This is a genomic window from Dactylosporangium sp. NBC_01737 (assembly GCF_035963215.1).
Taxonomy (GTDB): domain Bacteria; phylum Actinomycetota; class Actinomycetes; order Mycobacteriales; family Micromonosporaceae; genus Dactylosporangium.
Genome location: NZ_CP109153.1, coordinates 13,052,682 through 13,077,192, shown reverse-complemented (window position 1 = coordinate 13,077,192; position 24,511 = coordinate 13,052,682). Strand labels below are relative to the sequence as shown.

27 protein-coding genes are annotated in these 24,511 nt (G+C 72.4%); 14 read left to right on the top strand and 13 right to left on the bottom strand.

All coding sequences use genetic code 11. The annotated features are described in order from the left end of the window. Nucleotides 1-83: 83 nt before the first annotated feature. The 5 genes from OHA72_RS60375 to OHA72_RS60355 are packed head-to-tail and all read left to right on the top strand — an operon-like array spanning nucleotide 84 to nucleotide 4,543. The gene (locus tag OHA72_RS60375; protein ID WP_327005077.1) at nucleotides 84-1,055 is read left to right on the top strand and encodes an ABC transporter ATP-binding protein; all 972 of its coding nucleotides are present in this window, start codon (nucleotides 84-86) and stop codon (nucleotides 1,053-1,055) included. Nucleotides 1,056-1,104: 49 nt separating this feature from the next. Further along, the gene (locus OHA72_RS60370; RefSeq protein WP_327005076.1) at nucleotides 1,105-2,220 is read left to right on the top strand and encodes an acyl-CoA dehydrogenase family protein; all 1,116 of its coding nucleotides are present in this window, start codon (nucleotides 1,105-1,107) and stop codon (nucleotides 2,218-2,220) included. Next, on the top strand, nucleotides 2,217-3,341 hold the full coding sequence (locus OHA72_RS60365) for an LLM class flavin-dependent oxidoreductase (RefSeq protein ID WP_327005075.1): 1,125 nt from the start codon (nucleotides 2,217-2,219) through the stop codon (nucleotides 3,339-3,341). The genes OHA72_RS60370 and OHA72_RS60365 overlap by 4 nt, the downstream gene beginning before the upstream one ends. After that, nucleotides 3,338-4,039, top strand: a complete 702-nt coding sequence (locus OHA72_RS60360; protein ID WP_327005074.1) for an alpha/beta hydrolase — start codon at nucleotides 3,338-3,340, stop codon at nucleotides 4,037-4,039. The genes OHA72_RS60365 and OHA72_RS60360 overlap by 4 nt, the downstream gene beginning before the upstream one ends. Nucleotides 4,040-4,060: 21 nt before the next feature. Further along, nucleotides 4,061-4,543, top strand: a complete 483-nt coding sequence (locus OHA72_RS60355; protein WP_327005073.1) for a flavin reductase family protein — start codon at nucleotides 4,061-4,063, stop codon at nucleotides 4,541-4,543. Nucleotides 4,544-4,623: 80 nt separating this feature from the next. On the opposite strand, the gene OHA72_RS60350 is transcribed toward OHA72_RS60355, so the two are convergent. Continuing rightward, a complete protein-coding gene (locus tag OHA72_RS60350; protein WP_327005072.1) occupies nucleotides 4,624-6,576 on the bottom strand; it encodes a glycoside hydrolase family 99 protein in 1,953 nt (650 codons plus the stop codon). A gap of 449 nt (nucleotides 6,577-7,025) precedes the next feature. Here OHA72_RS60350 and OHA72_RS60345 point away from each other — a divergent pair, with 449 nt between their 5' ends. Continuing rightward, a complete protein-coding gene (locus OHA72_RS60345; protein WP_327005071.1) occupies nucleotides 7,026-8,468 on the top strand; it encodes an FAD-dependent oxidoreductase in 1,443 nt (480 codons plus the stop codon). Here the strand turns inward: OHA72_RS60345 and OHA72_RS60340 are convergent. The 7 genes from OHA72_RS60340 to OHA72_RS60310 form a co-directional block, all read right to left on the bottom strand. After that, complete coding sequence (locus OHA72_RS60340; RefSeq protein ID WP_327005070.1) at nucleotides 8,452-8,919, bottom strand: YfbM family protein; 468 nt, start codon at nucleotides 8,917-8,919, stop codon at nucleotides 8,452-8,454. The genes OHA72_RS60345 and OHA72_RS60340 overlap by 17 nt on opposite strands. Continuing rightward, on the bottom strand, nucleotides 8,916-9,575 hold the full coding sequence (locus OHA72_RS60335) for a tetratricopeptide repeat protein (RefSeq protein ID WP_327005069.1): 660 nt from the start codon (nucleotides 9,573-9,575) through the stop codon (nucleotides 8,916-8,918). The genes OHA72_RS60340 and OHA72_RS60335 overlap by 4 nt, the downstream gene beginning before the upstream one ends. Before the next feature lie 24 nt (nucleotides 9,576-9,599). Beyond that, the gene (locus OHA72_RS60330; protein WP_327005068.1) at nucleotides 9,600-10,577 is read right to left on the bottom strand and encodes a hypothetical protein; all 978 of its coding nucleotides are present in this window, start codon (nucleotides 10,575-10,577) and stop codon (nucleotides 9,600-9,602) included. Further along, nucleotides 10,574-10,921, bottom strand: coding sequence for a PadR family transcriptional regulator (locus tag OHA72_RS60325; RefSeq protein ID WP_327005067.1), 348 nt, complete (start codon nucleotides 10,919-10,921; stop codon nucleotides 10,574-10,576). Before OHA72_RS60325 ends, OHA72_RS60330 begins: the two co-directional genes overlap by 4 nt. A 293-nt stretch (nucleotides 10,922-11,214) precedes the next feature. Then, a complete protein-coding gene (locus OHA72_RS60320) occupies nucleotides 11,215-11,862 on the bottom strand; it encodes a C40 family peptidase (RefSeq protein WP_327005066.1) in 648 nt (215 codons plus the stop codon). A gap of 1,240 nt (nucleotides 11,863-13,102) precedes the next feature. Beyond that, nucleotides 13,103-13,900, bottom strand: coding sequence for an alpha/beta fold hydrolase (locus OHA72_RS60315; RefSeq protein ID WP_327005065.1), 798 nt, complete (start codon nucleotides 13,898-13,900; stop codon nucleotides 13,103-13,105). Between the two features lie 76 nt (nucleotides 13,901-13,976). Next, nucleotides 13,977-14,978 (bottom strand): NPCBM/NEW2 domain-containing protein, encoded by a 1,002-nt coding sequence (locus tag OHA72_RS60310; RefSeq protein ID WP_327005064.1) that lies wholly within the window; start codon nucleotides 14,976-14,978, stop codon nucleotides 13,977-13,979. An 84-nt stretch (nucleotides 14,979-15,062) separates the two neighbouring features. Here OHA72_RS60310 and OHA72_RS60305 point away from each other — a divergent pair, with 84 nt between their 5' ends. From OHA72_RS60305 to OHA72_RS60285, 5 genes are all read left to right on the top strand, one after another. Next, the gene (locus tag OHA72_RS60305; RefSeq protein ID WP_327005063.1) at nucleotides 15,063-15,788 is read left to right on the top strand and encodes a histidine phosphatase family protein; all 726 of its coding nucleotides are present in this window, start codon (nucleotides 15,063-15,065) and stop codon (nucleotides 15,786-15,788) included. Continuing rightward, nucleotides 15,775-16,653: an NAD(P)H-hydrate dehydratase gene (locus OHA72_RS60300; protein ID WP_327005062.1), complete on the top strand. Its 879-nt coding sequence runs from the start codon at nucleotides 15,775-15,777 to the stop codon at nucleotides 16,651-16,653. The genes OHA72_RS60305 and OHA72_RS60300 overlap by 14 nt, the downstream gene beginning before the upstream one ends. 27 nt (nucleotides 16,654-16,680) lie before the next feature. Further along, nucleotides 16,681-17,100, top strand: a complete 420-nt coding sequence (locus OHA72_RS60295; RefSeq protein ID WP_327005061.1) for a hypothetical protein — start codon at nucleotides 16,681-16,683, stop codon at nucleotides 17,098-17,100. 94 nt (nucleotides 17,101-17,194) lie between these two features. Beyond that, nucleotides 17,195-17,668: a SigE family RNA polymerase sigma factor gene (locus OHA72_RS60290; RefSeq protein ID WP_327005060.1), complete on the top strand. Its 474-nt coding sequence runs from the start codon at nucleotides 17,195-17,197 to the stop codon at nucleotides 17,666-17,668. Next, nucleotides 17,656-18,450 (top strand): hypothetical protein, encoded by a 795-nt coding sequence (locus OHA72_RS60285; RefSeq protein WP_327005059.1) that lies wholly within the window; start codon nucleotides 17,656-17,658, stop codon nucleotides 18,448-18,450. Before OHA72_RS60290 ends, OHA72_RS60285 begins: the two co-directional genes overlap by 13 nt. Here the strand turns inward: OHA72_RS60285 and OHA72_RS60280 are convergent. Both OHA72_RS60280 and OHA72_RS60275 read right to left on the bottom strand, forming a co-directional pair. After that, complete coding sequence (locus tag OHA72_RS60280) at nucleotides 18,371-19,762, bottom strand: condensation domain-containing protein (RefSeq protein ID WP_327005058.1); 1,392 nt, start codon at nucleotides 19,760-19,762, stop codon at nucleotides 18,371-18,373. The genes OHA72_RS60285 and OHA72_RS60280 overlap by 80 nt on opposite strands. Before the next feature lie 11 nt (nucleotides 19,763-19,773). Further along, on the bottom strand, nucleotides 19,774-20,184 hold the full coding sequence (locus tag OHA72_RS60275) for a DUF2000 family protein (RefSeq protein WP_327005057.1): 411 nt from the start codon (nucleotides 20,182-20,184) through the stop codon (nucleotides 19,774-19,776). A gap of 48 nt (nucleotides 20,185-20,232) precedes the next feature. On the opposite strand from OHA72_RS60275, the gene OHA72_RS60270 reads away from it, so the two are divergent. After that, entirely contained in the window at nucleotides 20,233-21,045 is an 813-nt protein-coding gene (locus tag OHA72_RS60270; protein ID WP_327005056.1) for a helix-turn-helix transcriptional regulator, read from the top strand. Here the strand turns inward: OHA72_RS60270 and OHA72_RS60265 are convergent. Continuing rightward, nucleotides 20,997-21,368 carry a cupin domain-containing protein gene (locus OHA72_RS60265; protein WP_327005055.1) on the bottom strand — a complete coding sequence of 124 codons (372 nt, stop codon included), beginning with the start codon at nucleotides 21,366-21,368 and terminating at the stop codon, nucleotides 20,997-20,999. The genes OHA72_RS60270 and OHA72_RS60265 overlap by 49 nt on opposite strands. A gap of 77 nt (nucleotides 21,369-21,445) precedes the next feature. On the opposite strand from OHA72_RS60265, the gene OHA72_RS60260 reads away from it, so the two are divergent. Continuing rightward, nucleotides 21,446-21,886, top strand: coding sequence for a MarR family winged helix-turn-helix transcriptional regulator (locus tag OHA72_RS60260; protein ID WP_327005054.1), 441 nt, complete (start codon nucleotides 21,446-21,448; stop codon nucleotides 21,884-21,886). 38 nt (nucleotides 21,887-21,924) lie between these two features. Here OHA72_RS60260 and OHA72_RS60255 read toward each other — a convergent pair whose 3' ends face one another. Beyond that, complete coding sequence (locus tag OHA72_RS60255; RefSeq protein WP_327005053.1) at nucleotides 21,925-22,269, bottom strand: PadR family transcriptional regulator; 345 nt, start codon at nucleotides 22,267-22,269, stop codon at nucleotides 21,925-21,927. A gap of 47 nt (nucleotides 22,270-22,316) precedes the next feature. Next, nucleotides 22,317-23,765: a cellulose binding domain-containing protein gene (locus OHA72_RS60250; protein ID WP_327005052.1), complete on the bottom strand. Its 1,449-nt coding sequence runs from the start codon at nucleotides 23,763-23,765 to the stop codon at nucleotides 22,317-22,319. A 222-nt stretch (nucleotides 23,766-23,987) separates the two neighbouring features. Here OHA72_RS60250 and OHA72_RS60245 point away from each other — a divergent pair, with 222 nt between their 5' ends. After that, a complete protein-coding gene (locus OHA72_RS60245) occupies nucleotides 23,988-24,464 on the top strand; it encodes a peptidase associated/transthyretin-like domain-containing protein (protein WP_327005051.1) in 477 nt (158 codons plus the stop codon). The last annotated feature ends 47 nt before the right edge of the window (nucleotides 24,465-24,511 follow it).

The following is a 24,511-nucleotide window of genomic DNA, read 5'->3' as shown; positions in this document are numbered from 1 at the left end:
GGGCCGGAGCGTAGCGGAGGAGCCGCGAATCAGGGGCTCAGGTTTGGCTCAGGCCGACGCCGGAGCGCAGCGGAGGTGGCGGCATGAGCACGTTGCTGTCGGTGGACCGGCTGGACGTCACGTTCGACCGGCACCGGGTCCTGTCCGACCTCTCCCTGCGGGTGCGGGCGGGGGAGATCCTCGGGATCATCGGCGAGACCGGCTCCGGCAAGACCACCCTCGCCCGCGCCGTCGTCGGCCTGTCACCGGTGCGCTCCGGCCGGATCACGTTCGACGGCACCGACGTCACCGCGCTGCGCGGCAACGCCCGCCGGGCGTGGCGGCGCACCGGCCAGGTCCAGTACGTGTTCCAGGACCCGCTGCGCGCCCTCGACCCGCAGCACACCGTCGCCCGGATCGTCGCCGAGGGGCTCACCGTCGCCGGCGCCCTGAACCGGGCCGAGATCGAGGCCCGGGTCACGGCCGCGCTCGTCCAGGTGGGGCTCGACCCGTCCCTGGCGGACCGGCTGCCGGGGCAGATATCCGGTGGGCAGCGGCAACGGGTCCTGCTCGCCCGCGCCGTCGCCCTCGACCCGCGGCTGCTGCTGTGCGACGAACCCGTCAGCGCCCTGGACGCGTCCAACCGTAACCACGTCCTGCGGCTCCTCGCCGACCTGCGCGACCGGTCCGGGGTCACCGTCGTCGTCATCTCCCACGACCTGAGCTCCCTCGCCGGGATCGCCGACCGGGTCGCTGTCCTGTACGGCGGGCGCCTCGTCGAGCAGGGCCCGATCGAGCGGGTGCTGAGCGAGCCGCGGCACCCGTACACGGCGCTGCTCACCGCGTCGGCGCCCAGCGTCCGCCGGCAGCACCCGATTCCCGCGCGGGCGCTGCGCCCGTCGCCGGAGCACCCACCGGTCGCCGCGTTCGGGGCCGACGCCTGCTCCTACGCGTCGCGGTGCCCGTTCGCGACCGGGGCGTGCGCCGTCGCACCGTCCACAGTGGACGAGGAGTGGACGGTCGCGTGCCACCACGCCGACGACTGGCGCTCCCGGCTGGCGGTCGGGGCGCGATGAGCATGCCGACCACCGCCCACCACCCACCGCCGCTGGAAAGGATCTCCTCATGAGCCTGGACGTGGTGACGCAGGAGCTCGCCGCGCGCGCGGCGGAGCACGACCGGGACGCGTCGTTCCCCTACGACGGGATCGCGGTCGTGCACAAGCACGGGCTGCTCACCGCCACCGTCGCAGCCCGTTACGGCGGCGAGGGCGCGGGGCTTGCCCGTACCGTGGACATCCTGAGCGCACTCGGCGCCGGCGATCCGGCGGTCGCCCTCGTCTCGGCGATGACGCTGTTCACCCATGCCGCGCAGGCGCGCCACCCGTCGTGGCCGTCACACCTGTACGACGAGCTGCTCGCCGAGTCGAAGGCCTGGCCGGCGCTGGTCAACGCGCTGCGGGTCGAGCCGGAGCTCGGCAGCCCCGCACGCGGTGGCCTGCCCGCGACCGCCGGCCGCCGCGACGGCGACAGCTGGGTGATCGACGGACACAAGATCTTCTCGACGGGCGCGGTCGCGCTGTCGTGGATGGCCGTCTGGGGGCGCACGGGCGAGGACCCGGCGCGGGTCGGGTCGTTCCTGGTCCGCGGCGGCAGCCCCGGCGTGCGGGTCGAGCCGACCTGGGACCACCTCGGGCTGCGCGCCAGCCGCAGCGACGACGTGCACCTGGAAGGCGTACGGGTGCCGCTCGACGCGTTCGTGCACACCCCCGGCGGGCGCGGCGCGGACCTCACGGCGTGGAACGCGCTCGGGCTCGCCGCCCTGTACCTGGGCGTGGCGAGGTCGGCCCAGGACTGGCTGATCGGCTTCCTGCACGAGCGGACCCCGGCGTCGCTCGGCAGGCCCCTCGCGACGCTGCCCCGCTTCCAGGCCGCGGTCGGCGAGATCGAGGCGGCGCTGGTGTCGGCGACGGTGCTGGTGCGGGCCCAGGCCGCCGGCTACGACGCCGGGCTCCCCGTCGAGGCGGGCATCGGCAAGCTCGTCGCCACCCGCGCCGCGATCGGCGCGGTCGAACAGGCCGTCGCGCTCATCGGCAACAACGCCCTCAACCGCCGCAACCCCCTGGAGCGCCACCTGCGCGACGTGCTCTGCGCCCGCATCCACACCCCACAGGACGACACCATCCTCGCCGCGGCCGGCCAGGCCGCGCTTTCCCAGTACACGAAGGAGCACACGCCATGACGGTCGAGTTCGTCGGCATGATCGGCACCCAGCACGCCTCGGAGATCCATGCTCCGTCCGGGCCGGTGATCGACCCGGCGTACACCCGCCGGTTCGCCCGCGCCCACGAGGACGCCGGCTTCGACCGGATCCTCATCGGCTACGGCTCCGGCTGGCCGGAGGGCGGCCAGGTCGCCGCGCACGTCGCCGCCCACACCGAGCGGCTCGGCCTGCTCATCGCGCACCGTCCCGGCTTCGTCGCGCCGACGCTCGCCGCGCGGCAGTTCGCGACCCTGGACCAGTTCAGCGGCGGCCGGGTCGCCGTGCACACCATCACCGGCGGCAACAACGCCGAGCAGCAGCGCGACGGCGACTACCTCGACAAGGACGAGCGGTACGCCCGGACCGACGAATACCTGGAGATCCTGCGCCGGGCATGGACGTCGCCGGAGCCGTTCGACTACGACGGCCGCTACTACCGCTTCGCCGACTTCGCCGCGCACGTCCAGCCGGCGCACCGCATCCCGCTGTTCTTCGGCGGGTCGTCGGAGGCGGCGTACCGCGTGGGCGGCAAGCACGCCGACACGTTCGCGCTGTGGGGTGAGCCGCTGAAGGAGACCGCCGAGCAGATCGCGTCCGTGCGGGCCGCCGCGGCCGCCGCCGGGCGCACCGACGTGCCCGGCATCAGCGTGTCGTTCCGGCCGATCCTCGCGCCGACGGAGGACCTCGCCTGGGAGCGGGCGCACACGATCCTCGACACGATCACCAGCGGTGCGGCGAAGTGGCCGCAGCGGGCGTGGCGTACCAACGGCGCACCGGAGAACGTGGGCTCGCAGCGGCTGCTCGCCGCGGCGGCCAAGGGTGACCTGCACGACCGTGCACTGTGGACGGCCCCGGCCAAGGCGACCGGCGCCGGCGGCAACTCGACCGCGCTCGTCGGCACCCCGGAGACCGTCGCGCAGGCCCTGCTCGACTACGTCGACATCGGCGTCACCACGATCCTGATCCGCGGCTACGACCCGCTCGACGACGCGATCGACTACGGCCGGCACCTGCTGCCGCTGATCCGCCAGGAGCTCGCGCACCGGGCGCTGTCCCGGACCACCGTCCAGGACGCGCCGGTCGCGGCGGGTGCCCGGTGACCGCGACGATCGGCGCGCCCGTCGTGGCCGGTGCCCGCTGGGACCCGCCGGCCGCCATCGCCGTGCGCGGCACGGTGCTCGTCCTGCCGGGCCGCGGCGAGCACGCCGGCGTCTACGACCGCTTCGGCCGCCGCATCGCCGCCGACGGCTACGCGGTGCGCTCCGCGACCCCGGAGACGGCGCCGTCGCTGGCCGGGGACGCGGCGGGTCCGGTGGTGCTCGCCGGGTCCGACACCGGCGCCCTGCACGCCCTGGCGCTCGCGGCCGCGCATCCCGACCTGTTCGCCGGGGTCATCGCCGCCGGGGTGCCCGCGGCGGACGGGGTCGCCGTCGACTGGGACGGTGAGCTCGAGGCCCGCACCGCGTGCCCGACCCACCAGGCCAGGCTCACCGGCGACACCGGCTTCCAGCGCGGCGCCCTGGCCCTGCCGGTCGCGGCGAACCTCCTCGCGCCGGCGCCCGTCGCGGTGCCGGTCCTCGTCCTGCACGGCGAGGCCGACACCGTCAGCCCCGTCGGCACCGCGCGGCAGCTCGCCGCGACGCTGCCGAAGGCGGAGCTCGGCACGGTCCGCGACGGCCGGCACGACGTGCTCAACGACGCCACCCACCGCACCGTCGCCGCGCACGTCGTGCAGTGGCTCGAACGCCTGCGCGCCGACAAGGACGCAACACCGATCCTCACCGTTCACACGCACTGAGATCCGTTGAGGGGGACCGCGATGACCGTCACCGCCATCGAACCCGACCTGTTCCGCCAGCTGCTGCGCCGGCACGCGGCCGGCGTCGTGGTCATCACCGCGACCGGACCGCACGGCCCGGCCGGGTTCACGGCCACGTCGTTCACGTCCGTGTCGCTGCACCCGCCGCTGGTGTCGTTCTGCCTGGACCGGCGCTCGTCGAGCTGGCCGACGGTGCAGGCCGCCGGTCACGTCGGGGTGCACGTCCTCGCCGACGCGCAGGAGCAGGTCGCGCGGCAGTTCGCGACCAGCGGCATCGACCGCTTCGCCGCGCCGACCCGGTGGCGGGCCGGCGCCCACGACGTCCCGGTCCTCGACGGTGCCCTCGCGGTCCTCGTCTGCCGGGTGGTCGAGCGCGTCCACGCGGGCGACCACGCGATCGTGCTCGCCGAACCGGTCCTCGGGGAGCATCAGGAGGGCCTGCCGCTGCTGTACCACATGGGCCGCTACCTCAAGGCGGCCTGAGGTCGGGGCGGGTGGCGACCGGACGCCTGGTCGCCACCCGCCTCCTCCCTGACCGTCGGCGTCGGTCAGGGAAGCTGCCGTCAGGCCGAGTAGACGCGGAACTCCGACACCTGACCGGCCGGCCAGCCGGTGTTGGCGGTGAACGTCAGCCGCAGGTACCGCACCGTCACCGTGTTCGGGAACGTGATGGTCACCGTGTTGCCGGTCGACTGGTTGAACGTGTAGCCCGCCGAGCCGACGATCGTCGCGCCCGTGGCCCCGTCGGTGACCGACAGCGTCTGGGTGCGGGTGCCCCAGTTGGACGGCAGCGTCAGCACGACCCGCTTCGTGGCCGTCGCCGCGCCCAGGTCCACCTGCAGCCACTGCGACCACGCGTTGTTGGCGCTCTCCCAGTAGGTGCCGGTGTTGCCGTCGACGGCGTTGCCGCTGCCGTACACCTGGGTGTGGCTGCTCTCCGACGTCGGCTTGCCCTGCGCGAGGTTCGTGGTGTTGTTCGGCGGCGCCGACGTGGTGACGGTGACGGCGTTCGACGCGCCGGACGTGTTGCCCGCCGCGTCGTAGGCGGCGACGGTGAAGGTGTACGCCGTCGACGCGGTCAGGCCCGTCACCGTGAACGCGAGGGTGCCGGTCGTGCCGACGGCGGTGGTCGTGGAACCGGTCACCCGCGAGACCCGGTAGCCGGCAACGCCCACGTTGTCGGTGGCGGCGTTCCAGGCGAGGGCGACGGTCGTGTCGGTGCTGCCGGTGACCCGCAGGTTGCCCGGCACGCTGGGCGCGGTCTGGTCGGGGCCGGTCGGGAACGGGACCGTGAACCTGGTCGCGGTCAGCGCGATCTGGCCCTTGAGCATCCGGCCGCCGTCGTTGGTGAGGCGCAGGTAGTAGTCCGACGAGCAGGGGGTGCCGTCCTCGTCGAGGGCGCGCATCCCGGAGTTGGTCGGCTGCCACGCCGCGCTCTCCGCGGTCTTGGCGATCTGGTTGCCCTCGTTGAACTCGTCGAACATCGAGATGTAGACGCTCGGTACCCCGGCGCGCGTGTGGTTGTAGAACTGCCGCCACATCAGCTCACCGTGGCGGCGGTGACCGGCGGCGAGGTCACCGGGGATGATGCACGGCTGGTAGTCGATGCCGCGCGGGCCGAGGTCGGCGAGGTCGGGCAGGACCCGGTTCTGGTAGAACCAGTCGGCGCCGGCGTTGTCGCTGATCCGCCCGACCATCCACGGCGAGATCATGTGGAACGCGTGGTACACGTCGAGGTAGCCGACCCGCGAGTCGCCCTCGCCGAGCCGCCAGTGGGTCGGCACGCCGCCGATCACGTAGCAGCCCTGGTTCTTGAACCAGTTGATGACGTCCAGGCACTGCGACGGCGTGAACGGCCGGCCGTCGTCGTTGAAGCCGAAGCCCCAGATGCACACGACGGGCTTGCCGTTCTGCTTCGCGTAGGCGGGGGAGGCGGTGTACGCGGACATCTTGGTGGTCCAGTCGGTCTTGACCTCCGACTGCATGTTCAGCCACCAGGTGACGTCGTACATGATGTAGAACTTGCGCCCGGTGGCCTCGGCGGCGCTGCGGACCTTGGCCGCCATCGCGTCGCGGGTCGGTCCTTCGCCACCGAACGGGTTGAAGCGCTGCAGGGCCGCGACGTCGCAGCCGTTCTGCTGCATCCACCGGAAGTGGGTGTCGACGGTCTGCTGGTCGTAGGAGGAGAACAGGTTCGCCGGCTGGCCGTTGCCGAGGTTGGCGAAGTTCGTGCGGTAGCCCCTGGTGAAGTCGCGCATGTCGGGCCAGCACGTGATGGAGCAGGCACCGGGCGCGGGCGGCTGGGACCAGTTGGGGCTGTAGTGCCACCAGCCGTTGATCGGCGCGCCGTCGCCGGGCGCGGCGAACCAGCCCTGGTAGCCGACGGTGACCTTGCCGACGACGTCGCCGGGCGGACTGGCGGCCTCGGCGGGGGCGGTGGCGGCCGCGATCGGCAGGGCGGTGGCGGCCGTCCCCGCGAGCGCGGTGGTGATGACGGAGCGGCGGGAAACTCCCATGTGGACTCCTCGGGTGTGCCCGGCGGAGCGCGCCCGGGGTCCCGCCGGGCACGGTCCGTGTCGCGCCGGGGCGCGGGTGGGCCGGTCCGATGGCGGTCGGGCGCGGCGGACGGTGCTGCGGGACGGCTGGGCACGTGCGACGGGGCGGGCGGGGGCGGTGCGTGGCGGGGCAGCGGGCAGGCGGGCCCGCGGACCGGCACGGAGCAGCCCACGCGTGTCACGGCGCGGTTGGCGGTGCTGGCATCTCATGTCGGCTTCTGCGCTGGAATCCTGCCAGCAACCGGCAGGCCAACGCAATACTTCGATGCGATCCTCGCAAGATTTCGACTGACCTGGTGTTCCTTGTTTCACGCCGATGAATGCCCAGCTCGCGGGTGCATCGAGAAGCTTCTTCGCGTGTTGGGTAAGATCCTCGATGGGTTTCGAGCAGGGGCCGACAGGGAGTGCCGGTGGCAGCGACAGCAGCGCAGCGTTTCGCGGAGATCAACACCCCGCACCCGCCGACGGACACGAAGGTCCTCATGCGGCGAGCGGTGGTCCTCGGCGGCAGCATGGCCGGGCTGATGGCCGCCAGGGTCCTCAGCGACCACGCCGACGAGGTCGTCATCATCGAGCGCGACGACACCGACGTCACCGCCGGTCCGCGCCCCGGCGTGCCGCAGGGCAGCCAGGTCCACGCGCTGCTGCCTGCGGGCCAGGTGCAGCTGGACCGCTGGTGGCCGGACTTCACCGAGCGCGCGATCGCCGCCGGGGCGCCCGACGAGGGCCGCACCGACGCGAAGATCTTCATCAACGACGAGCTGCGGGTCACCACCGAGCCGCCGCCGGAGAAGCCGATCCTCATCACCACCCGGCCGTTCCTGGAGGCCCAGGTCCGCCTGCGGGTCCTGGAGAGCCCGAAGGTGCGGATGGTGTACGGGCGGGCAGAGGGCCTGCTGTTCGCCGACGACCCCGACGGTGGCGTCGCCGGCGCCCGCTACGCGCCGGCCGGCGACGGCGAGGCGGTGGAGCTCCAGGCGGACCTGGTTGTCGACGCGATGGGCCGGTCGAGCAAGCTCAACGACTGGCTCGAGGAGCGCGGCTGGCCCCGGGCCCCGATGCAGCGGATGCCCATCAAGCTCAACTACGCCTCGGCCCTGTTCCAGCGCGACCCCGCGGTCAGCGACACCTGGATCGCCATCTCGCAGACCACCCCGGCGAAGGACCGCGTCGCCCGCATCGGCGGCGTCAGCTCCGTCGAAGGTGACCGCTGGATCGTGCTCGTCGCCGGGTACGACGACGACCGGCCCAGCCGGGAGGTCGACGACTTCGCGGAGCGCTGCCGCCGGTACTTCCCGCAGATGTTCGGCGACATCGCCGAGCGCGGCACGATGATCGGCAACGTCATCACCTACCACCAGGCCGACAGCCGCCGGCGCGACTTCGACCAGATCGAGCGGCTCCCCACCGGGATCGTCGCCGCCGGCGACGCGGTCGCCTCGTTCAACCCCGTCTACGGCCAGGGCATGACGTCCGCGACGCTGCACGCCTCCTGCCTGTCGGAGTGGCTGCGCACCGGGCCCGACCTCGCCACCGAACCGGCCCGCGGGTACTTCGAGCGGGTCCGCATCGTCGTCGACGCCGCCTGGCAGGTCTCGACGTTCGCCGACCTGGGCCTGCCGCACATCACCAGCGGCCAGCCCCGCGGCTACAAGGTCATCAAGTGGGTCAGCGAGGTCATCCTCAAGGCCTCCATGACCGACGACGTCACCAGCCAGAGGCTCAACCGCGTCACCACCATGCTGGATCACCCCAACGCCCTGGCCAGCCCCGGCCTGCTGCTGCGGGCGCTGCGTCTGAAGTGGTTCGGCGGTGCCCGCGTCCCGGCGGCTCCTGTCAGCTCATCCAGATGAGCACGCTGTCGCCGTTGGCGGCCGCTGTATGGAAGAACGCCGCCAGGGACTCGTAGGACCGCCGCAGGTAGTCCAGGGAACTCGGGTCGTGCCAGATCTTCGGGTACACGTCGTCGGCGATGAGCGCGGCCGGCTCGTAGTGCGCCGCGAGGGACCCGAACGGGGTCGTGGTGAGGAACGCGGCGGCGGTCGCGACCTCGTCCGGCGTGAGCACCCGCGGCGAGTCGTAGCCCCACTGCTCGTCGGTGATCGGCACCCCGCCGCTGATCACGTCGACGGGCGCGTCGACCTGCGCGAGCAGGAACTCCAGGCCGCCCCACGCCTTGTCGATGTCGATGTGCGGGCGGTCGGTGATCTGATCGTTGGCGGCGAAGTGGTCGGTCCGCAGCAGATCGCGCAGCTCGGCCAGGTCGCCGTCGCGCAACCGCGCATACTGCGTGATCATGCTCATGACGCGCGATCGTAGTCGAGCGCCTGGCGTGCCTCACCGACCTGGCGTGCGACGCCGGCCGCGGCGTGCTCCGAGGCGAGCCGCTCCGCCCGGTCCAGCAGCGCAGGCACCTCGTCCAGGCGGCCGTCGGCGGCGGCCACGTACGCCAGACCCACCAGGTTCGCCGCGACACCGGCGAGGTGGCCGACCGCCTCCCGCAGCCGCGCCGACTCGAGCAGGTGCTCCCGGGCCTCGTCGAGCCGGCCCGCCAGGTGCGCGGAGATGCCCAGGTGGCGCAGCACGTACGACAGCGTGGGCCGGTCACCGGCGGCGGTCGCGAGGGTCCTGGCCCGCTGCAGCGCCGGCACCGCCGCGTCGTCGTCCTGCCGCACCACCTGGTGGAAGCAGCCGATCCAGAACAGCGCCTCGCCCTCACCCCGCCCGTCGCCGAGCTGCTGGTAGAGCAGCGCCGCCCGGGAGAACAGCGGCAGCTCCGCCGGGTCCTCGACCCGGTCGCGCAGGAACCGGGCGTGCACGACCCTGCCCCGGGCCAGGGCCAGGTCCGCCTCGACCGCGTCGAGCTCACGGTCGGCGTCGCTCAGCGCCTCGTCGTCGCCGCCGAAGACGCTCCGCTCGTACAGCTCCTGGGCCCTGGCCAGGTGGTGCTCCGCGCTCATCCGGCAAGCATAGGACCCGATGAATCAGATCCGGGCCAGCCGCCGCGCCCGCAGGTGACCGATCGTGAGGAGTGCCACGGCGATCGCGCCGAGCACCACCGCCGCCGGCGACAGCCGCGCCATCACCCGGCCCGGGTCGACCGTCATCAGCGTCGACACGTGCACCGAGTTCTGCAGCATCAGCACCAGCGACAGGCAGGCGACCGCGATCGGCAGCCGCGGGTCGAACGCCACGCCGGCGGTGACCGCCACCAGCAGCGCGGCGACGTACAGCAGGCTCCCGGCGGGCGAGATGAACACGCCGGTGGCCAGGTGGTAGCCGAACCACCAGGCCAGGATCAGTGGCAGCACCAGCAGCCAGGCCGCGGAGGTGCGCCGCCGGTCGGCCGGTCGCGTGACGCCGAGGCCGGTCAGGACGACCAGCGCGACCACGAGATCCCAGGACACGGCGCCGTGCATGGCCGGCGCGACGCACCACAGCGCCGTCAGCACCGCCGACACCAGCAGCCGCCCCCGGATCAGCGCCACCGCTGCGGCGATCCCGGCCGTGATCGCGGCGGCGTGCAGGGCGAGCAGGCCCGGCGGCTCGTGGTAGTTCAGCGCGTCGATCGCGAGGGTGACGCGTTCTGCGAGGGCCTGCGCCAGCAGGAGCAGCGCGCCGATGCGCAGTCCTTCGGCCCACACCGCGCCGGCGGTGCGCCGCCGCCGCAGGCCGAGCCGTTCGAGGGTGCCGTGCGCCACGATGCTCACCGACTCGCGGGCGCTCGGCCGTTGCAGGCCGGGTTCGGCGGCGTCGAGCAGGGTGCCGAGCATCTCGTCGCCGCGCGCCTCCCGCCACGCCTTCGGGTACGCCCGCAGCAGCGCCTGGTAACGGCGGGCGAGCGCGTCGCTTGTGCGGGTCTCACTGTTCATGAGGGTGCCGTCGCTCGTGCGGGTCTCGCTGTTCATGGGCGTGCCGTCGCTTTCGCGGGGTTCGGCGTTCATGTGCTGCTCGTCGCTCATGCGGGGCTCACCGCCGTGTTGACGGCCCGGCGGCGGGCGGTGACGCTGGTGACGACCTTGGCGGCCGCGGCGAGCCGGGCCGCCTCGTCCTGCAAGGCGCTTGCACCGTCCTCGGTGAGCGCGTAATACCTGCGGGCACGGCCATTGACGATCTCCTCGCTGACCACCTCGACCAGGCCCGCCTCGGCGAGCCGGTCCAGCACCGCATACAGCGAGCCGGCGGCGAGCCGCACCGCACCGTCGGAGAGCGCCTCGACCCGCTTGATGATGACGTAACCGTGCAGCTCCCCGTCCAGCAGCGCGGCGAGCACGAAGTAACTCGGCGCCCGCAGTTGTATAGTCATGTAAGGAGACTATCCGCGTCACACGTCCATCGCAAGCATTCGTTCTCCACTGTGGACGGCGTACCCCTGGGGCGCCGCCTGCGGGCGGCTGCTGCCCGGCCCGGCGTGGTCAGTGGCGGGTGATCCTGCCCGCCTCGCACACGAGCCGGCCGTACCCTCGAAGTTCGCCACCGCCGCCCGCCGGTGCAACCGGTAGAGCCTGACATCCCGCATTTCCGACATGTCAGCCGATTCAGCGGACGGCGGCGCTCGTGTCCTCGCGGCGCACCGGCGATCACCGGCGCGACGGCGGGTCAGCCGATGATGCGGCGCCCGGCGTAGAACGCGTAAACCTTGGCGATCCGGACATGGTCCCCCGGGTGCGGTGCATGGATCATCATGCCGTCACCCAGGTAGATCCCGACGTGGCCGGAACTGGGGAACACCAGGTCTCCCGGCTGCAGTTGTGCACGGGACACCGACCGTCCACGGCCGATCAGGCCACCGGTCTGGTGAGGAAGTTTGATACCGGCCCGGGCATAGCTGGCCACAACCAGCCCCGAGCAGTCGAATCCGTTCGGCCCGGCAGCGGCCCAGACGTAGGGCTTGCCGAGCTGTGCCTTCGCGTACGCCAGGACGGCACTCACCGACCCGGCAACGACCGGCGTCTGTGTAACGATGGGCTTCTTCGGCTTCGGCTTCGGCTTGGGTTTCGGAACCTTCGGCTTCGTGGCCTTCTGGCTCGTGACCTTCGTGGTCTTGACCACGGGTTGCGCAACCGGCACAACCTCCGTGACCGGCCGGACCGGCGGCACACGCCGCTCGAAGAACCGCTCGGCCCGAAGCACCGGCGTCCGAGCGGCGAGTTGTTGCGGAACATCGGCCGCGGCCGGCGCATGCGCGGCAACCGCGGGAGGAGTGGGAAGTACGACAACGGACAGGGCTATGGCGACCGCAACCATGCGGCGAACTGAGGACAGAACGTGCTCCCACGATAGGTCCAGGACTCAGCTGTGCATCCTGCGGCCGTCACGCGGCCCGGCCCTTGCTTCAGGCAAGGGCTTTCCAGGAACCTGGACAAGACGAAACGGTTGTCATCGCCCGGAATGAACCCCGGGTGTAGTTCGGAAACTATGCGCCTCAAGGAGATCATCGACCGTTCACCATCGATCTCACACGCATTGTCACCCCACACTCCGGCGCGTCGCTTCCGCCTTCCAGCACCCCTATGGGCATCGACCGCGACCTCCGCGCAGCCCCCGTCCGCACGCCGGCCAAAGGTGAGCCGACCTCCCACCCCTGCCGCGCCCCGCACCCTCGACCAGCCGCCATGACCATGCCGGCGAGCGGCATCTGATCAGGCCGGATAGACGTGCCCCAGCGCGGGTGAGACACCACCCAGAACCTCGACGCCCGTATATGCCGCCAAGGTGAGCCCTCGGGTCGCCCGCCCTTCCGACTTTTCTCGACAACCGGAAGGAAATCCGGTGCCCCCAACCCCGATTTCTCTTCGCCTTGTCACCTGCCCTCGCCCGAGGCGCGGCCACGCGTGGCGTCGCACCCCGCCGTGATCGCGAGCAACGGGTCGAAGTCGATGATTGGGGGAGTACCAATCGGCGAGACACTCCTGTGCGCGAGCACGCCGGGCGTTCACCTGCGTGTGCACGCGGGTGCCCTTGTCCTACGTAGGGCATGCCCTGCAACTGCGCGCGGAGTGTGCCCGGTTCGGGTGTACCACCTGTGCGTAGCGGTGCCGCTGTGCCCGCTGGACGGCCCGTGCACCTGGCAGGGGAACCCTTGCAGAAACGGTGCCTTCGCGAGACCAGGCGCTGCTGAGAGGCGTCCTACCAGGAGTTGTGCGCCGCTGGGATCCGCGCTACCGAAACAGCGTGCTTCAGCGGCGGCGTGCTCGACGGCGTGCTCTGGAGACTGTGCCTCGGCGGCTCACCTCGACGGTGCTGCGCCCTGGCGGTTGCACGTCTCGATCGCAGGGCGCCCTGGCGGCAGTGCGCCCTGGTGGCCGTGCCTCGACGGCGGCTCGTCTCGATCGCGGTGCGCCTTGACGAGGTGCGCCTTGACGAGGTGCGTCTTCACGGCAGCGCGTCTCGGCGGCAGGGTGTTCTCGCGGCGGCGCCTCCTGGCGGCAGGGTCGTCGGGGCGACGCGTTTCGGTGGCGGTGGTCTGGGGAGGAGAGGGCGGGAGTTACGTGGAGGTATGGGTGCAGCGGTCCAGCCAGTCGTTCATCAAGGTCTCGAACAGGGCGGGTTGCTCGATCTGCAGGTTGTGGCCGGCGACGTCGAGGACTGCGAACGTGGCCCGCGGGTAGTGGGGGAGCAGGGCGAACTGGTCGGCGTAGCCGACGGAGGAGTCCTGGCGGCCGCACAGGATCAGGGTTGGGCGGTCGAACGGGGTGGGGCCGTCGGGGGCTTCGGTCAGGTGCCAGCGGCGCTCGATGCGGGTGATCGCGTCGCGGTCGGCGAGGGCGAGGGCGGGGACGACCTCGTCGTTGAAGCGGCGCAGCGTGGCGGGGGTCTGGACGACCGCGAGGTCGACGAACTCCGCTCTGGTCGCGTCGTCAAGGTCGTCGAGGAGGCCGGGGGTGGTGCGGAGCACCTGGTGCGGCGGGCGGATGCGGGCGTCGCGGTCGAGGGTCTGGCCGACGGGGCAGATGAGGGCCAAGCCGAGGACCTGGTGGGGCAGGGCGCGCGTGACGGCGCGGGACAGGTAGCCGCCGTAGGACTCGCCGACGAGCAGGAACGGGGTGGTGCCGAGGACCGCCTCGATGAGGGTGAGGACGGCGGCGAGCAGGTCGTCGGAGCTGGCGGCGGCGCCTGCCGGGGTGCGGCCCATGCCGGGCAGGTCGGGATAGAGGCGACGGTAGCCGGGGCGGCGGGTGAAGAGTGGCTCCAGGCAGCCGGACATCAGGCGGTGGTCGACGGGCCAGCCGTGCAGGGCGAGCACCGGGGTGGCGGTGTCCGCGCCGTGGGTGACGAGATGCATGGGTGACATCTTGCCGGTGGGGTACGACAAAATCGTGGCTGACAAGATCGAGAGCCGGCAACGCAGGCAGAGGCGGTCAGGTCTTGTGCAGCAGGGCGTCGCCGACGGCGCCGTACGGGCGGGTGGCGTTGGCGCAGGTGCCCTTGGTGCGCTGCGCGGACAGAGTGAGGGTGCGCGCCGAGGTGATGTCGACGTCCAGCGGCGCCGAGGCGGTGCGGCTCACGGACACCGTCGCCGCGTCCTTGCCGTCGACCTCCACGACGAGCTTCACCACGATGTCCTTCGGGGCGACGGCGTCGAGGCCCGCCGTACCGGTGAAGCGTTTGAAGTTGCCGTCCAACGCGAACGTCACCGCCGACGGCTTGCCCTCGCAGCCGACCCAGAAGCCGGTCGAGTCGACGAAGTGCACGCCATTGAGGGTGCTGTCGTACGCGCGGCCCGAACCGCTCTGATCGGAGGCGCTCACGGTGGCGTCGTGCAGCGGCACGTCGGCGGACGCCGCCACTTCCATCTCGTGGCGGATGCGGTTCATCCACGGGATCAGGGCCGAGCCGGCGCACACGGCGAGCACCCCGAGCACGAACGCGAGGGTGCTCAGCCATGTGACGAGCCGACCGCTCGGCAAAGACGCCCTGCCCGCGGGTACCGGCATGCCGACCCGGTGCGCCTGCGCGACCCGCTGCCACGTCGCGGGGTCCACGACGCCGGCGCGGTTGGCGAAGTCGAGGCGGTTGAGCTGGAACGGTGCGGACAGGTCCAGGTAGCTGTTGTAGGTGGCGCGCCGGTCCCACGTCCGGGTGGGGATCTCGAGGTGGTCGCGCCGCTGGCTCTTGTCCTGGCTGGTGATCTTCAGGATCGTGTACGAGCGCCCGTCGCCGGCCAGGACGAGCGCGGGACGGCGCTTCTCGCCCTCGCCGTCGCGGTAGGGCACGGTCGCCCACCAGATCTCGCCGGGCTGCGGGCCGCGGCCGCGCGGGTTGGCCGCGGCGCCCCGGTTGACGACGGCCGCGACGATCCACCCGATGACCCCGGCGGCGACGAGCACGCCGCCGACCGTCAACACCGTATTCGCCAGCATCGCTACAAAACCCCCCGGGGACCGAAGCACCGATCTTGCCAGAGTCGTTGTGTGAACGGAATCTGGCCGGGGCAAAGGTAGGGCATGGCGGAACTCCAGTGGCTCGGCGTCGTCCGGCACGGGCAGTCGACCGGAAATGTGCTTGCACAACAAGCGGAGGCGGGTGGACTGGAGGAGATCGCCATCCCCGAGCGCGACGCCGACGTCCCGCTGTCGGAGCTCGGATGCTCGCAGGCGCAGGCCGTCGGCCGGTGGATCGCCGAGCTGCCCGCCGGGGAGCGGCCGCAGGTGGCGGTCGTGTCGCCGTACCTGCGGACCCGGCAGACCGCAGAGCTGGCGCTCGCGGGCTCCGGCATCCCGGCCGTCCTCGACGAGCGCCTCCGCGACCGCGAGCTCGGCGTCATCGACCTGCTCACCGCCCGCGGCGTCGAGGCCCGGCTGCCGCTGGAGGCGGCCCGGCGCCGGCGGCTCGGCAAGTTCTACTACCGCCCACCCGGCGGCGAGTCCTGGGCCGACGTGCTGCTGCGGCTGCGGTCACTGCTGCTTGACGTGCGGGCTGCGTACCCCGGCGGGCGGGTCGTCCTGTTCGGCCACGAGGCGGTCGTCATGCTCGTGCGGTACCTGGTGGAGGGCCTCGACGAGCCGGGCCTGCTGGAGATCGCCCGGGCGACGGCCCTGGGCAACTGCTCGGTCAGCAGCTGGCGCCGCGACGGCGACCGGTGGCTTCCCGAACGGTTCAACGCCGTCGAGCACCTGCACCGCGAGGGCACCCCGGCAACCAGGCAGGAGGACGTCAGTGCCGACGTCTGAGCACAGCACGATCACGCCCGGCCTGCTGCGCGAGTGGCCGCTGCGCACCGGTACGACGGACAAGAAGGACCGCGGCACCGTCCTTGTCGTCGGTGGCTCCCGTTCTACGCCCGGCGCAGTACTGCTGGCCGGTGTCGCCGCGCTGCGCGCCGGTGCGGGACGCCTGCAACTGGCGGTCACCGACAGCACCGCCGCGGCACTGAGCATCGCGGTGCCGGAGGCGGCCGTCATCGGCCTGCCGGAGACCGCGTCGGGCAGCGTCGCCGGTGACGCGCCGAAGCGGCTGCTCGACCTCGCCGCCGACGCCGATGCCGTCGCGATCGGCCCGGGACTCGACGACATCGACGAGACCGCGGCCCTGCTGGGCGCCGTCCTGGACATACTGCGGCCCGACGCCGGTCTGGTCCTTGACGCGTACGCGCTGGGCGCCCTCAGCCGCGACCCGGAGCTGCTCGACGGGCGCCCGCAGCGCGTCGTGCTCACCCCGAACGTGACCGAGGCCGGCTACCTGCTGGGCCGCCCGGACTCCGTCGGCAGCGGGGACGATCTCGCCGCCGTCGCGACCGCGGTGGCGCGACGCTGTTCCGCGGTGGTCACCCTGTACGGCACGATCGCCGCACCCGACGGCCGCGTCTGGTCCGAGGAGAGCGGCGACGCCGGGCTCGGCACCTCCGGCAGCGGTGACGTCCTCGCCGGCGTGATCGCCGGGCTCCTGGCCCGCGGCGCCGACCCCGACCAGGCGGCCTGCTGGGGCACCTGGGCGCACGCGGTCAGCGGCCAGCGGCTCGCCCCGCGACACGGCCGGACCGGATTCCTGGCCCGGGAGCTGCTCGACGAGGTGGCGTACACGCTCGGCACCGTCTGACGCCCGGCGGCCGGTACGCTGTGCGCCGTGGCGAGTCGCTTCGTGGACGAGCGGGAGATCAACGACCCGGCCGAGCTGAGCCCCATCGAGCGTGAGCAGCTGCGGGCCGCCGGCCGGCTGTATGACGGCGAGGACCTCGACGCCGAGGCGCGGCTCACCGATGACGATCAGGACGAGGCCGGCTTCCGCGGGTTCTGCACGCTGTGGCGGGTCGCCGACGGCGACGAGGTCCGGTTCGACGCGTGGCTGTACCAGGTGGACAGCGGCACCTTCTTCCGTGCCGGCACCGCCGAGGTCGTCGCCGAGGTCGTCCAGTTCGGCCTGGAGTGCGCCGACCCGCAGGTCCGGCAGGAACTCGGTCCCGCGATGGTCGAGGCGGGCATCCTTCCCAAGTCTGACCTGTCCTACCCCGAGTTCGCCGAGCTCCTGCGCAACCAGGAGCAATAGCGCGCAGGAGCAATACCGCACAGCAGGCAACCCCGGGCGCCACCGCCGGTGTCAGGTGGGTGTGGCAACGGATGTCGAGGGTTACCGCACATATGTGAGCACCCGGTTGCCGGCGCTGCGCCGGGTCGCGTACCTGCTGTGCGGCGACTGGCACACCGCCGACGACGTGCTGTCCGCGACGCTGGTGCGGCTGCTGCTGCAGTGGCCGCGGGTGTCGGCGGCGGAAAACATCGACGGCTACGTCCGGCGGGTCCTGGTGCGCACGATGCTCAACGAACGCCGCCGCCCCTGGCGCCGTGAGCACCCGCTGGAGACCCTGCCGGATCGGGCGGCGGCGGGGGAGAGCGACGCCGTCGACGTTCGGGTGTCGCTGCTGGCGCTGCTGGACGAGTTGCCGGCGCGCCGTCGTGCGGTGGTCGTGCTGCGGTACTGCTGCGACCTGTCCGTCGAGGAGACGGCGCGGGAACTCGGTTGCAGCACCGGCACGGTCAAGAGCCAGGCGGCACGGGCCCTCGACACGTTGCGGAAGCGCCTTTCGGTACAGAAGGAGTCGCCGTGGACCAGTTGACCGACGCCCTGCGTGACCTCGACCCCCCGGCGCCGCCGTCGTCCGTCGACCTCGACGCCGTCGTGCGCCGGGCCCACCGGCACCGGCGCAGGACCAGGGTCCTCGCGGCGGTCACGGCCGCGGTGGCCGTCGCGGCCGTCGCGGTCGCCGTGGCGGTGCCGGCGGCCCGGCACCGGGACGGCGGCGCCGCCCAGCCGCCGGTGGCATGCGAGCCGAGCGGCGTCACCCGGCCGGCGGCGAGCACCGAGGCGGAGGAGGCGGCCGGGAGGCTCGTGGCCGTGCAGGAGGGCAAGCTGACGCCCGCGCTCGCCGGCCCGCTGCGGCAGGCGCTGCCCGGCGCGACGCTGCTGGACGCGTTCACCTGCGAGCAGGGGTTCTCGTTCCACGCCGACCTCGGCGTCGCCGTGCGGACGGACTCCACCCCCGGGCGGTTCACGGTCGGAATCGTCGCCGTCGACGGCGCCGGCGTCGCCCGCCTCGACGGCTGGGTCACGCGGGCGCCCGCCCCGGCAGGGCGCGGGTGCGCCGGGGCCGACGACGGCGCCACCTGCGTGCGGGAGGAGCGGCAGGACGGCACGGTCGTCTACCGGGCCCGGGCCGACCGCGGCGGCGGTGCCGTCCTCCTGACGGTCGACACCTATCGTCCCGACGGCGGACACGTCCACCTGGAAGTCCGCAACTTCGTTGCAGCCGGTGACGCCGTCACGGTGACACGGCCGGTGCCACCGCTGGACGAGGCGGCCCTGACGGCGCTGACGCTGGCGGAGCACCTGGCGCCGTGACCGCGCAGTCGACCGCGATGCGCTCCAGGTGATGCAGCAGCGCCGACGTGTCGTCCGGGGAGATGTACGCCGTGTCCGTGTGCGCCGTGCACCGCAACCCGGTTGCAGTGTCCTCGACGTCGAGGATCATCGGCTCGAAGCCGGGCGCCGCCCGCCGGACCACCCACGCGAACGACGATTGCGGCAGCGCCGCCTGGATCTCGGCGGAGGTCGGAGTGGGACCGCCGGCGCCGGCGGACGGATCGCGGCGGTCGTTGAGGAAACAGCCGATCTCGAGGCGCTCCCCGCGCTCCGCGCCGACCCGGTCGACGAGCGCGAACAGGTCCCGCTGGTCGAAGTACGCCAGCTTGTACGCGCTCATCGCCGCCCGCCTGGCCTGCGGCAGGACGTCCTGGAAGCCCAGGCCGGCGACCGGCACCTGGCACAGCCCGGCCTGCACGGCGGTGCAGACCACGTCGGCGAACCCGGGCCGGAAACGGTTGCTCACCAGCGGGCGCACGACCACCGGGTCCACGCCGCACGTCGCGTGCACGGCCATGGCGAACACGGCGAGCAGCGTCGCCGACGGGTCGGCGCCGGTGCGGGCGCTCAACGCCCGCAAGGCAAGGGGCAGCGCGGCCGAGTCGAACGCGGCCCGCCAGAAACGGGGGCTCGACGGCGCGGCCGGGGCGCGGAACCGGGCCGGCGGCATGGTGCGCAGGATGCCCTCGAAGTGCCGTTGCGCGGCCTCGTTCTGCCGGCGGCCGGTCGGCGAGGCCTGCCACAGTGCCTGGTCGAGGGGCTGCCGCCCGGCCACCGGCGCCGCGGGCCGCTCGGCGACGTCGCGGAGCATCGCCTGCGCGCCGGCGCCGTCGGCGGCGAAGTGGGAGATGAGCGCGACGACGTGGCTGGGCACGCCGTGGTGCAGCACGGCCGCCATCCGGATCGGATACTCCGCGGTGAAGTCCAGGTCCGTGTCGCGGTACCGTCCGGCCACCGCCGAGGCGACGCCGGACGGGTCGGCGCCCGCCTCGTACACCTCCAGTATCGAGTGACCGGAGCCGTGGACGACCTGCGTGGGGGTGCTGCCGTCGGCCGGGATCCGCAGCAGCGTGCGCAGGGACGGGTGGCGGCTCAGGTGGTGGCGCAGCTCGCCGGCCATGTCCTCGACGGTGGTGCCGGGCTTCAGCGGCAGTGCACCGCCGATCGGCATCCAGTGCCCGAGGGTGCGCACCGCGTTCCAGCTCTCGATCTGCCCCCAGGACAGCGGCCCGCTGCCGGCGCCCATCCCTTCGAAGGAGACCGGGAGCCGTTCAGCGCAAGGCAGTTCCATGCCGCCGGAGCCTAACGATGCAGGCGGGCCCCTTTGACGATTCTGTCGACGGCGTTGCGGGGACCGTGCACCGCCATCCCCACGAGCCGGAGATCTGCCTGGTGCACGGCGCGGACGGCGGCCCGGTTGTCCTCGTCGTTACCGGTCTTGAACAGCTCCTCCGTGAACGTTGCACACGCGACCGAACGTTCCACGGCCCTGCGGTGCACCGCCGCGAGGATCGCCGCGTCGCCCTCGAAGACCATGACGGGCTGGCCGAACATCGGCAGGTACCGGGTGCCGTCGGCGTCGAGATAGTCCTCGCCGAGCAGCTGCGGTGCCGTGCCGGCGATGCCGCTGACGACGAACGCGGTCACGTTGAGGCGCTGCCAGGTCGCCAGGTCGTCCCGCAGCAGCACGGCGATCTTCGTGGGGAACGTCATGGACCCAGCGTGCCGGTCCTGACCTGCGCGGTCTTGTACGTTGTGCACATGGAGCTCGTCATCGCATGGCGGCCCAGGGTGCCCGGCATCGCCGAGGTGTTCCACGCGCACTTCGTGGATCACGCCTATCCGCCGCACGTCCACGACGCCTGGACGCTGCTCATCGTCGACGAGGGCGCGATCCGCTTCGACCTGGACCGGCATCATCGTGGCGCGGCGGGCACGTCGGTGACCCTGCTGCCCCCGAACGTCGCTCACGACGGCCGGGCGGCGACCGGTCACGGCTTCCGCAAGCGGGTGCTCTACCTCGACACCACCGTGCTGCCCGCGGGCCTGGCCGGCGCCGCCGTCGACCGTCCCGGCGTCGACGACCCGCTGCTGCGGCAGCGCATCCACCAGCTGCACCTGGCGCTGGACGCGCCCGGCGACGAGCTGGAGGCGGAGAGCCGGCTCGCGCTGATCCGGGACCGCCTGCGAGGCCACTTCGGCCGGGTCGCCGCCCCACCGGCGGAGCTGTCGAAGGGGCTCGCCGGGGAGCTGCGCGACCTCCTCGACGCGCGGACCCGGGACGGCATCACGCTGCAGGAGGCCGGCGCGCTGCTGCAGAGCCATCCCGGGCACCTGGTGCGGTCGTTCACCGCGACGTTCGGGCTGCCGCCGCACCGGTACCTGGTGGGCCGCCGCGTCGAGCAGGCACGCCGGCTGCTGCTGGACGGCCGGCGCCCTGCCGACGTGGCCGCGGAGGCCGGGTTCCACGACCAGTCACACCTGCACCGGCACTTCGTCCGGCACGTCGGGGTCACCCCTGCGCGTTACGCCGCCCAGGGCGGGGTGCCGAACAGGGTGCCGTCGGCGCGGTAGGCAGTGAAACCGGCGGGGACGGTGACATACACCTCGGCGGGCTCGGCGCCCGGGTTGTGCGCCGCGATCGGCTCGCCGGCCGGCACGACGACCGAGTCGCCGGCGCCGAGGACCTCGCCGCCGGGGGTGACCCGCAGCTGCCCCGACAGCACCATGAACACCTCGTCGCGGTCGATGCTGTGCGGCATCGACTCGTGCCCCGCGGCGACCGTGAGCCGCCATGCGCACACTTGGGTGGAGCCGTTGCTGGGCCCCGCGAACACCGTGAACTTGGAGCCGTCGAGCTCGAATCGCGGCGCGTCGGCCGCACGGACGATACTCATGTTTGTCCTCCGTGATGGGTTGGTTCCGGTGCCTCAAAAGCTAAACCAGGTTTCGTACTTTGTAAACGGGGTTTCGTATGTCCGATCTCACGCCTGACGAGCTCCGCGCGATGCCGCTGGGCCGGCTGCTGCTGCACGCACACCGGCGCGCCCAGGCGGCGTCCCTGGCGAAGCTGCAGGCCAGCGGGCACAGCGAGATCCGCCTCGGCCACCTGCCGGTCATCACGAACCTGGACCCGGCGGGCATGCGGATCACCGACCTGGCGGTGAAGGCGGGCATGACCCGGCAGATGGCGGGCCGCCTGGTGAAGGAGCTCGAGGGGTTCGGCTACGTGTCCAGTCGTCAGGACCCGCATGACCAGCGGGCCGTGGTGGTGGCGCTGACCGACCGCGGCACGAGCTTTCTCGCCGGCGCGCCCGCGGCGATGGCGGCGGTCGACGGCGACTTCGCGGCGCTGCTGGGCGCCGAGGAGCTGACTCGCCTCCGCGAGTCGCTGCTGCGCATCAGCACCACCTGACGAACCGCGGCGCCCCCGTCACGCCGCGGCGGCCTGTGTCAGGCCGCGGTGTCGGTGGCGAGGCGCAGTTGCCGCAGCCGGCGGTCGGCCGCGGCGGCGTTGCGGTGCAGGCGGTCGGTCTCCGCGCTGAGCAGATCGCGGCCGGGGGCCGTGAGCCGGTAGTAGCGGCGCAGCCGGGACGCGACGACCTCCTCCCGGTCGACCTCGATCAGCCCGTCCACCCTGAGCCGGTCGAGGATCCCGTACAGCGTGCCGGCCTGCAGGCGGACCCGGTCGTCGGAGATGCGCCGCACGTCCTCCAGGACGCTGTAGCCGTGCTGCGGCTCGGCCGCCAGTGCGGTCAGCACGAGGAACGTCGGTTCACGTAAGGGTACGCCAGTCATATCCATCACTATATTCAACTCATCGGTATATACCATCGACCGATCGGTCACCCGGCTGTTGGGGTGATGTTCGTCAATCCTCCTGTGGCGTTCGTGACGCTGTTGGAGGTGTGGACGACGTTGAGATTGCCGGCGCACTTCGACGTCGACGTCACGTTGATCGCGTAGCGGCCCACGCCGCCGAGGTCGGAGACGTTGTCCCGCCACACGTTGCCGCAGCCGGAGCCGGCGACGGGGTTGTGCGTCTCGTACCCGTTGGCGAACGTCCCCGGCGGGGCGAACGTGCCGGTGTTGCCCTGGATCAGGTAGCCGGTGCCCTTCACGTCGACCCAGGAGTCGGCGGAGTTCTGCCCGGCGATGCCGCGCCCGTCGAACGTGTTGCCGCGGATGACGCCGTCGACGGTGCCCTCCTTGACGTCGATGTGCTCCGCGGCGACGTACGGGCCGATGTGGTTGTCGAGCACCTGCACCCGGTCTGAGCGGTCGACGCCGCCGCTGTTGCCGTGACAGGCCCAGTTGGAGTTGGCCGAGCCGAGGTAGACGCCCTCGCCGTAGGCGGGCTGGACGGTGCCGGTGTACTCGATCGTCGAGTTGCGGATCACACCGTCCGACGAGGACCGTCTGAAGTGGACACCCTCGTCGCCGATGTGGTGCACGTACAGGCCGTCGATCGTCACGTGCGGCGAGTCGTCGAGGATGACGCCCTTCTTGGCGTCGGCGACGGTGAAGCCGGCCAGCCGCCAGTAGGGCGCGCCGGCCAGCCAGATCCCGTAGCCGGGGTCCCAGCCGGGCGTCGGCACCGGGCACGACGGGCCGCTGCCGGCGCTCGCGGGGTTGGTCAGGATCGCCGTGCGCGGGCCGGTGACCGTGATCGGCGCGGCCGCGGTGCCCGGGGTGGTGCCGATGAACGAGCCGTCGTAGACCCCGGGCGCCAGCCGGATCGTCTGGCCGGGACGGGCACCCGCCAGGGCGGCCTGCAACTGCGCGGCCGTCGAGACGTCCACAGTGGACCCGCTCGTCGGCGGCGTCGACGGTACGGGGGACGAAGGCACGGACGGTGCGGGCGAAGACGGCCGGGCCGAGGTGGGCGACGGCGCCGGACCACCCGCGCACGGCGCGCCGTTGACGGTGCAGTTGGACGGCACGCCCGTGCCGCTGACGTTGAACCCGAAGCGGACCGACGCCCCCGCGGCGACGGTGCCGTTCCAGGAGGCGTTGGCGAAGCGGTGGTGCTGCCCGGTGCTGGTGCGGGTCGAGTCCCAGGAACTGCTGACGGTCGAGCCGGCCGGCAGGTCGAACTCGACGACCCAGCCGCTCGCCGCCGCGTCGCCGCGGTTGGTGACGGTGTACTCGGCGCCGTACCCGCTGCTCCAGACCGACGACTGCGTGAACGCGGCGGTCAGCGACGCCGCCGCGGCGGACGCGGTGAGGGGCGCGAGCAGCAGGATCGCCGCGCCGGCGGTCCCGGCCAGCAGCAACGTGCGCGAGATCCGCATCGACCAGCCTCTTCCGCGTCGCAGCGTCCGTTGGCTGATTAGTTAACAGTCTTTACAACTCTTGGTCAATGCCTCACGAGCGCGGGAGCGCTAACAACACGCAGAGTAACTTTTCAGATACACGATGTACTGACGTCGAACCCGAAGCATGTTCGCAGGGAACTGGCAGCCCCCATCCCTAGCGTCCGGGTCTCGGCACCCCCACGCAGACGAAGGAGACGCATGTCAGGCGATCACCACGAAGGTCAGCGGGTCAGCCGCCGCACGCTGGTCCGCGGCATCAGCGCGATCAGCTTCGGCGGCATCCTGGCCGCCTGCGGCGGCGACGAGGGCGGCACGGCGGCGCCGCAGGCGTCCACCACGGCCGACCTCACCGGGCTCTTCGCCGGCGCCAACACCTGCACGATGAGCGCCGAGGTCACCCAGGGGCCGTACTACTTCGACGCGGACAGGATCCGTAGCGACATCCGCGAGGACCGCAAGGGCACGAAGCTGCGCGTGGTGCTGAAGGCGCAGGACTCCTCGGCGTGCAAGCCGCTGCACAACGCGGTCGTGGAGATCTGGCACCGCGACGGCGCCGGCCTCTACTCCGGCGCCGAGTCGCTGTCCACAGGCGGGGGAGAAGGCCGCCGTACAACACCCACACCGGCCGGGATACCCTCAACAGCAACGACTCCACCTTCCAGGAGTCGATGCTGATGAAGGTCACCGAGGACAAGGACGGCTATCTGGCGGTGATCGCCCTG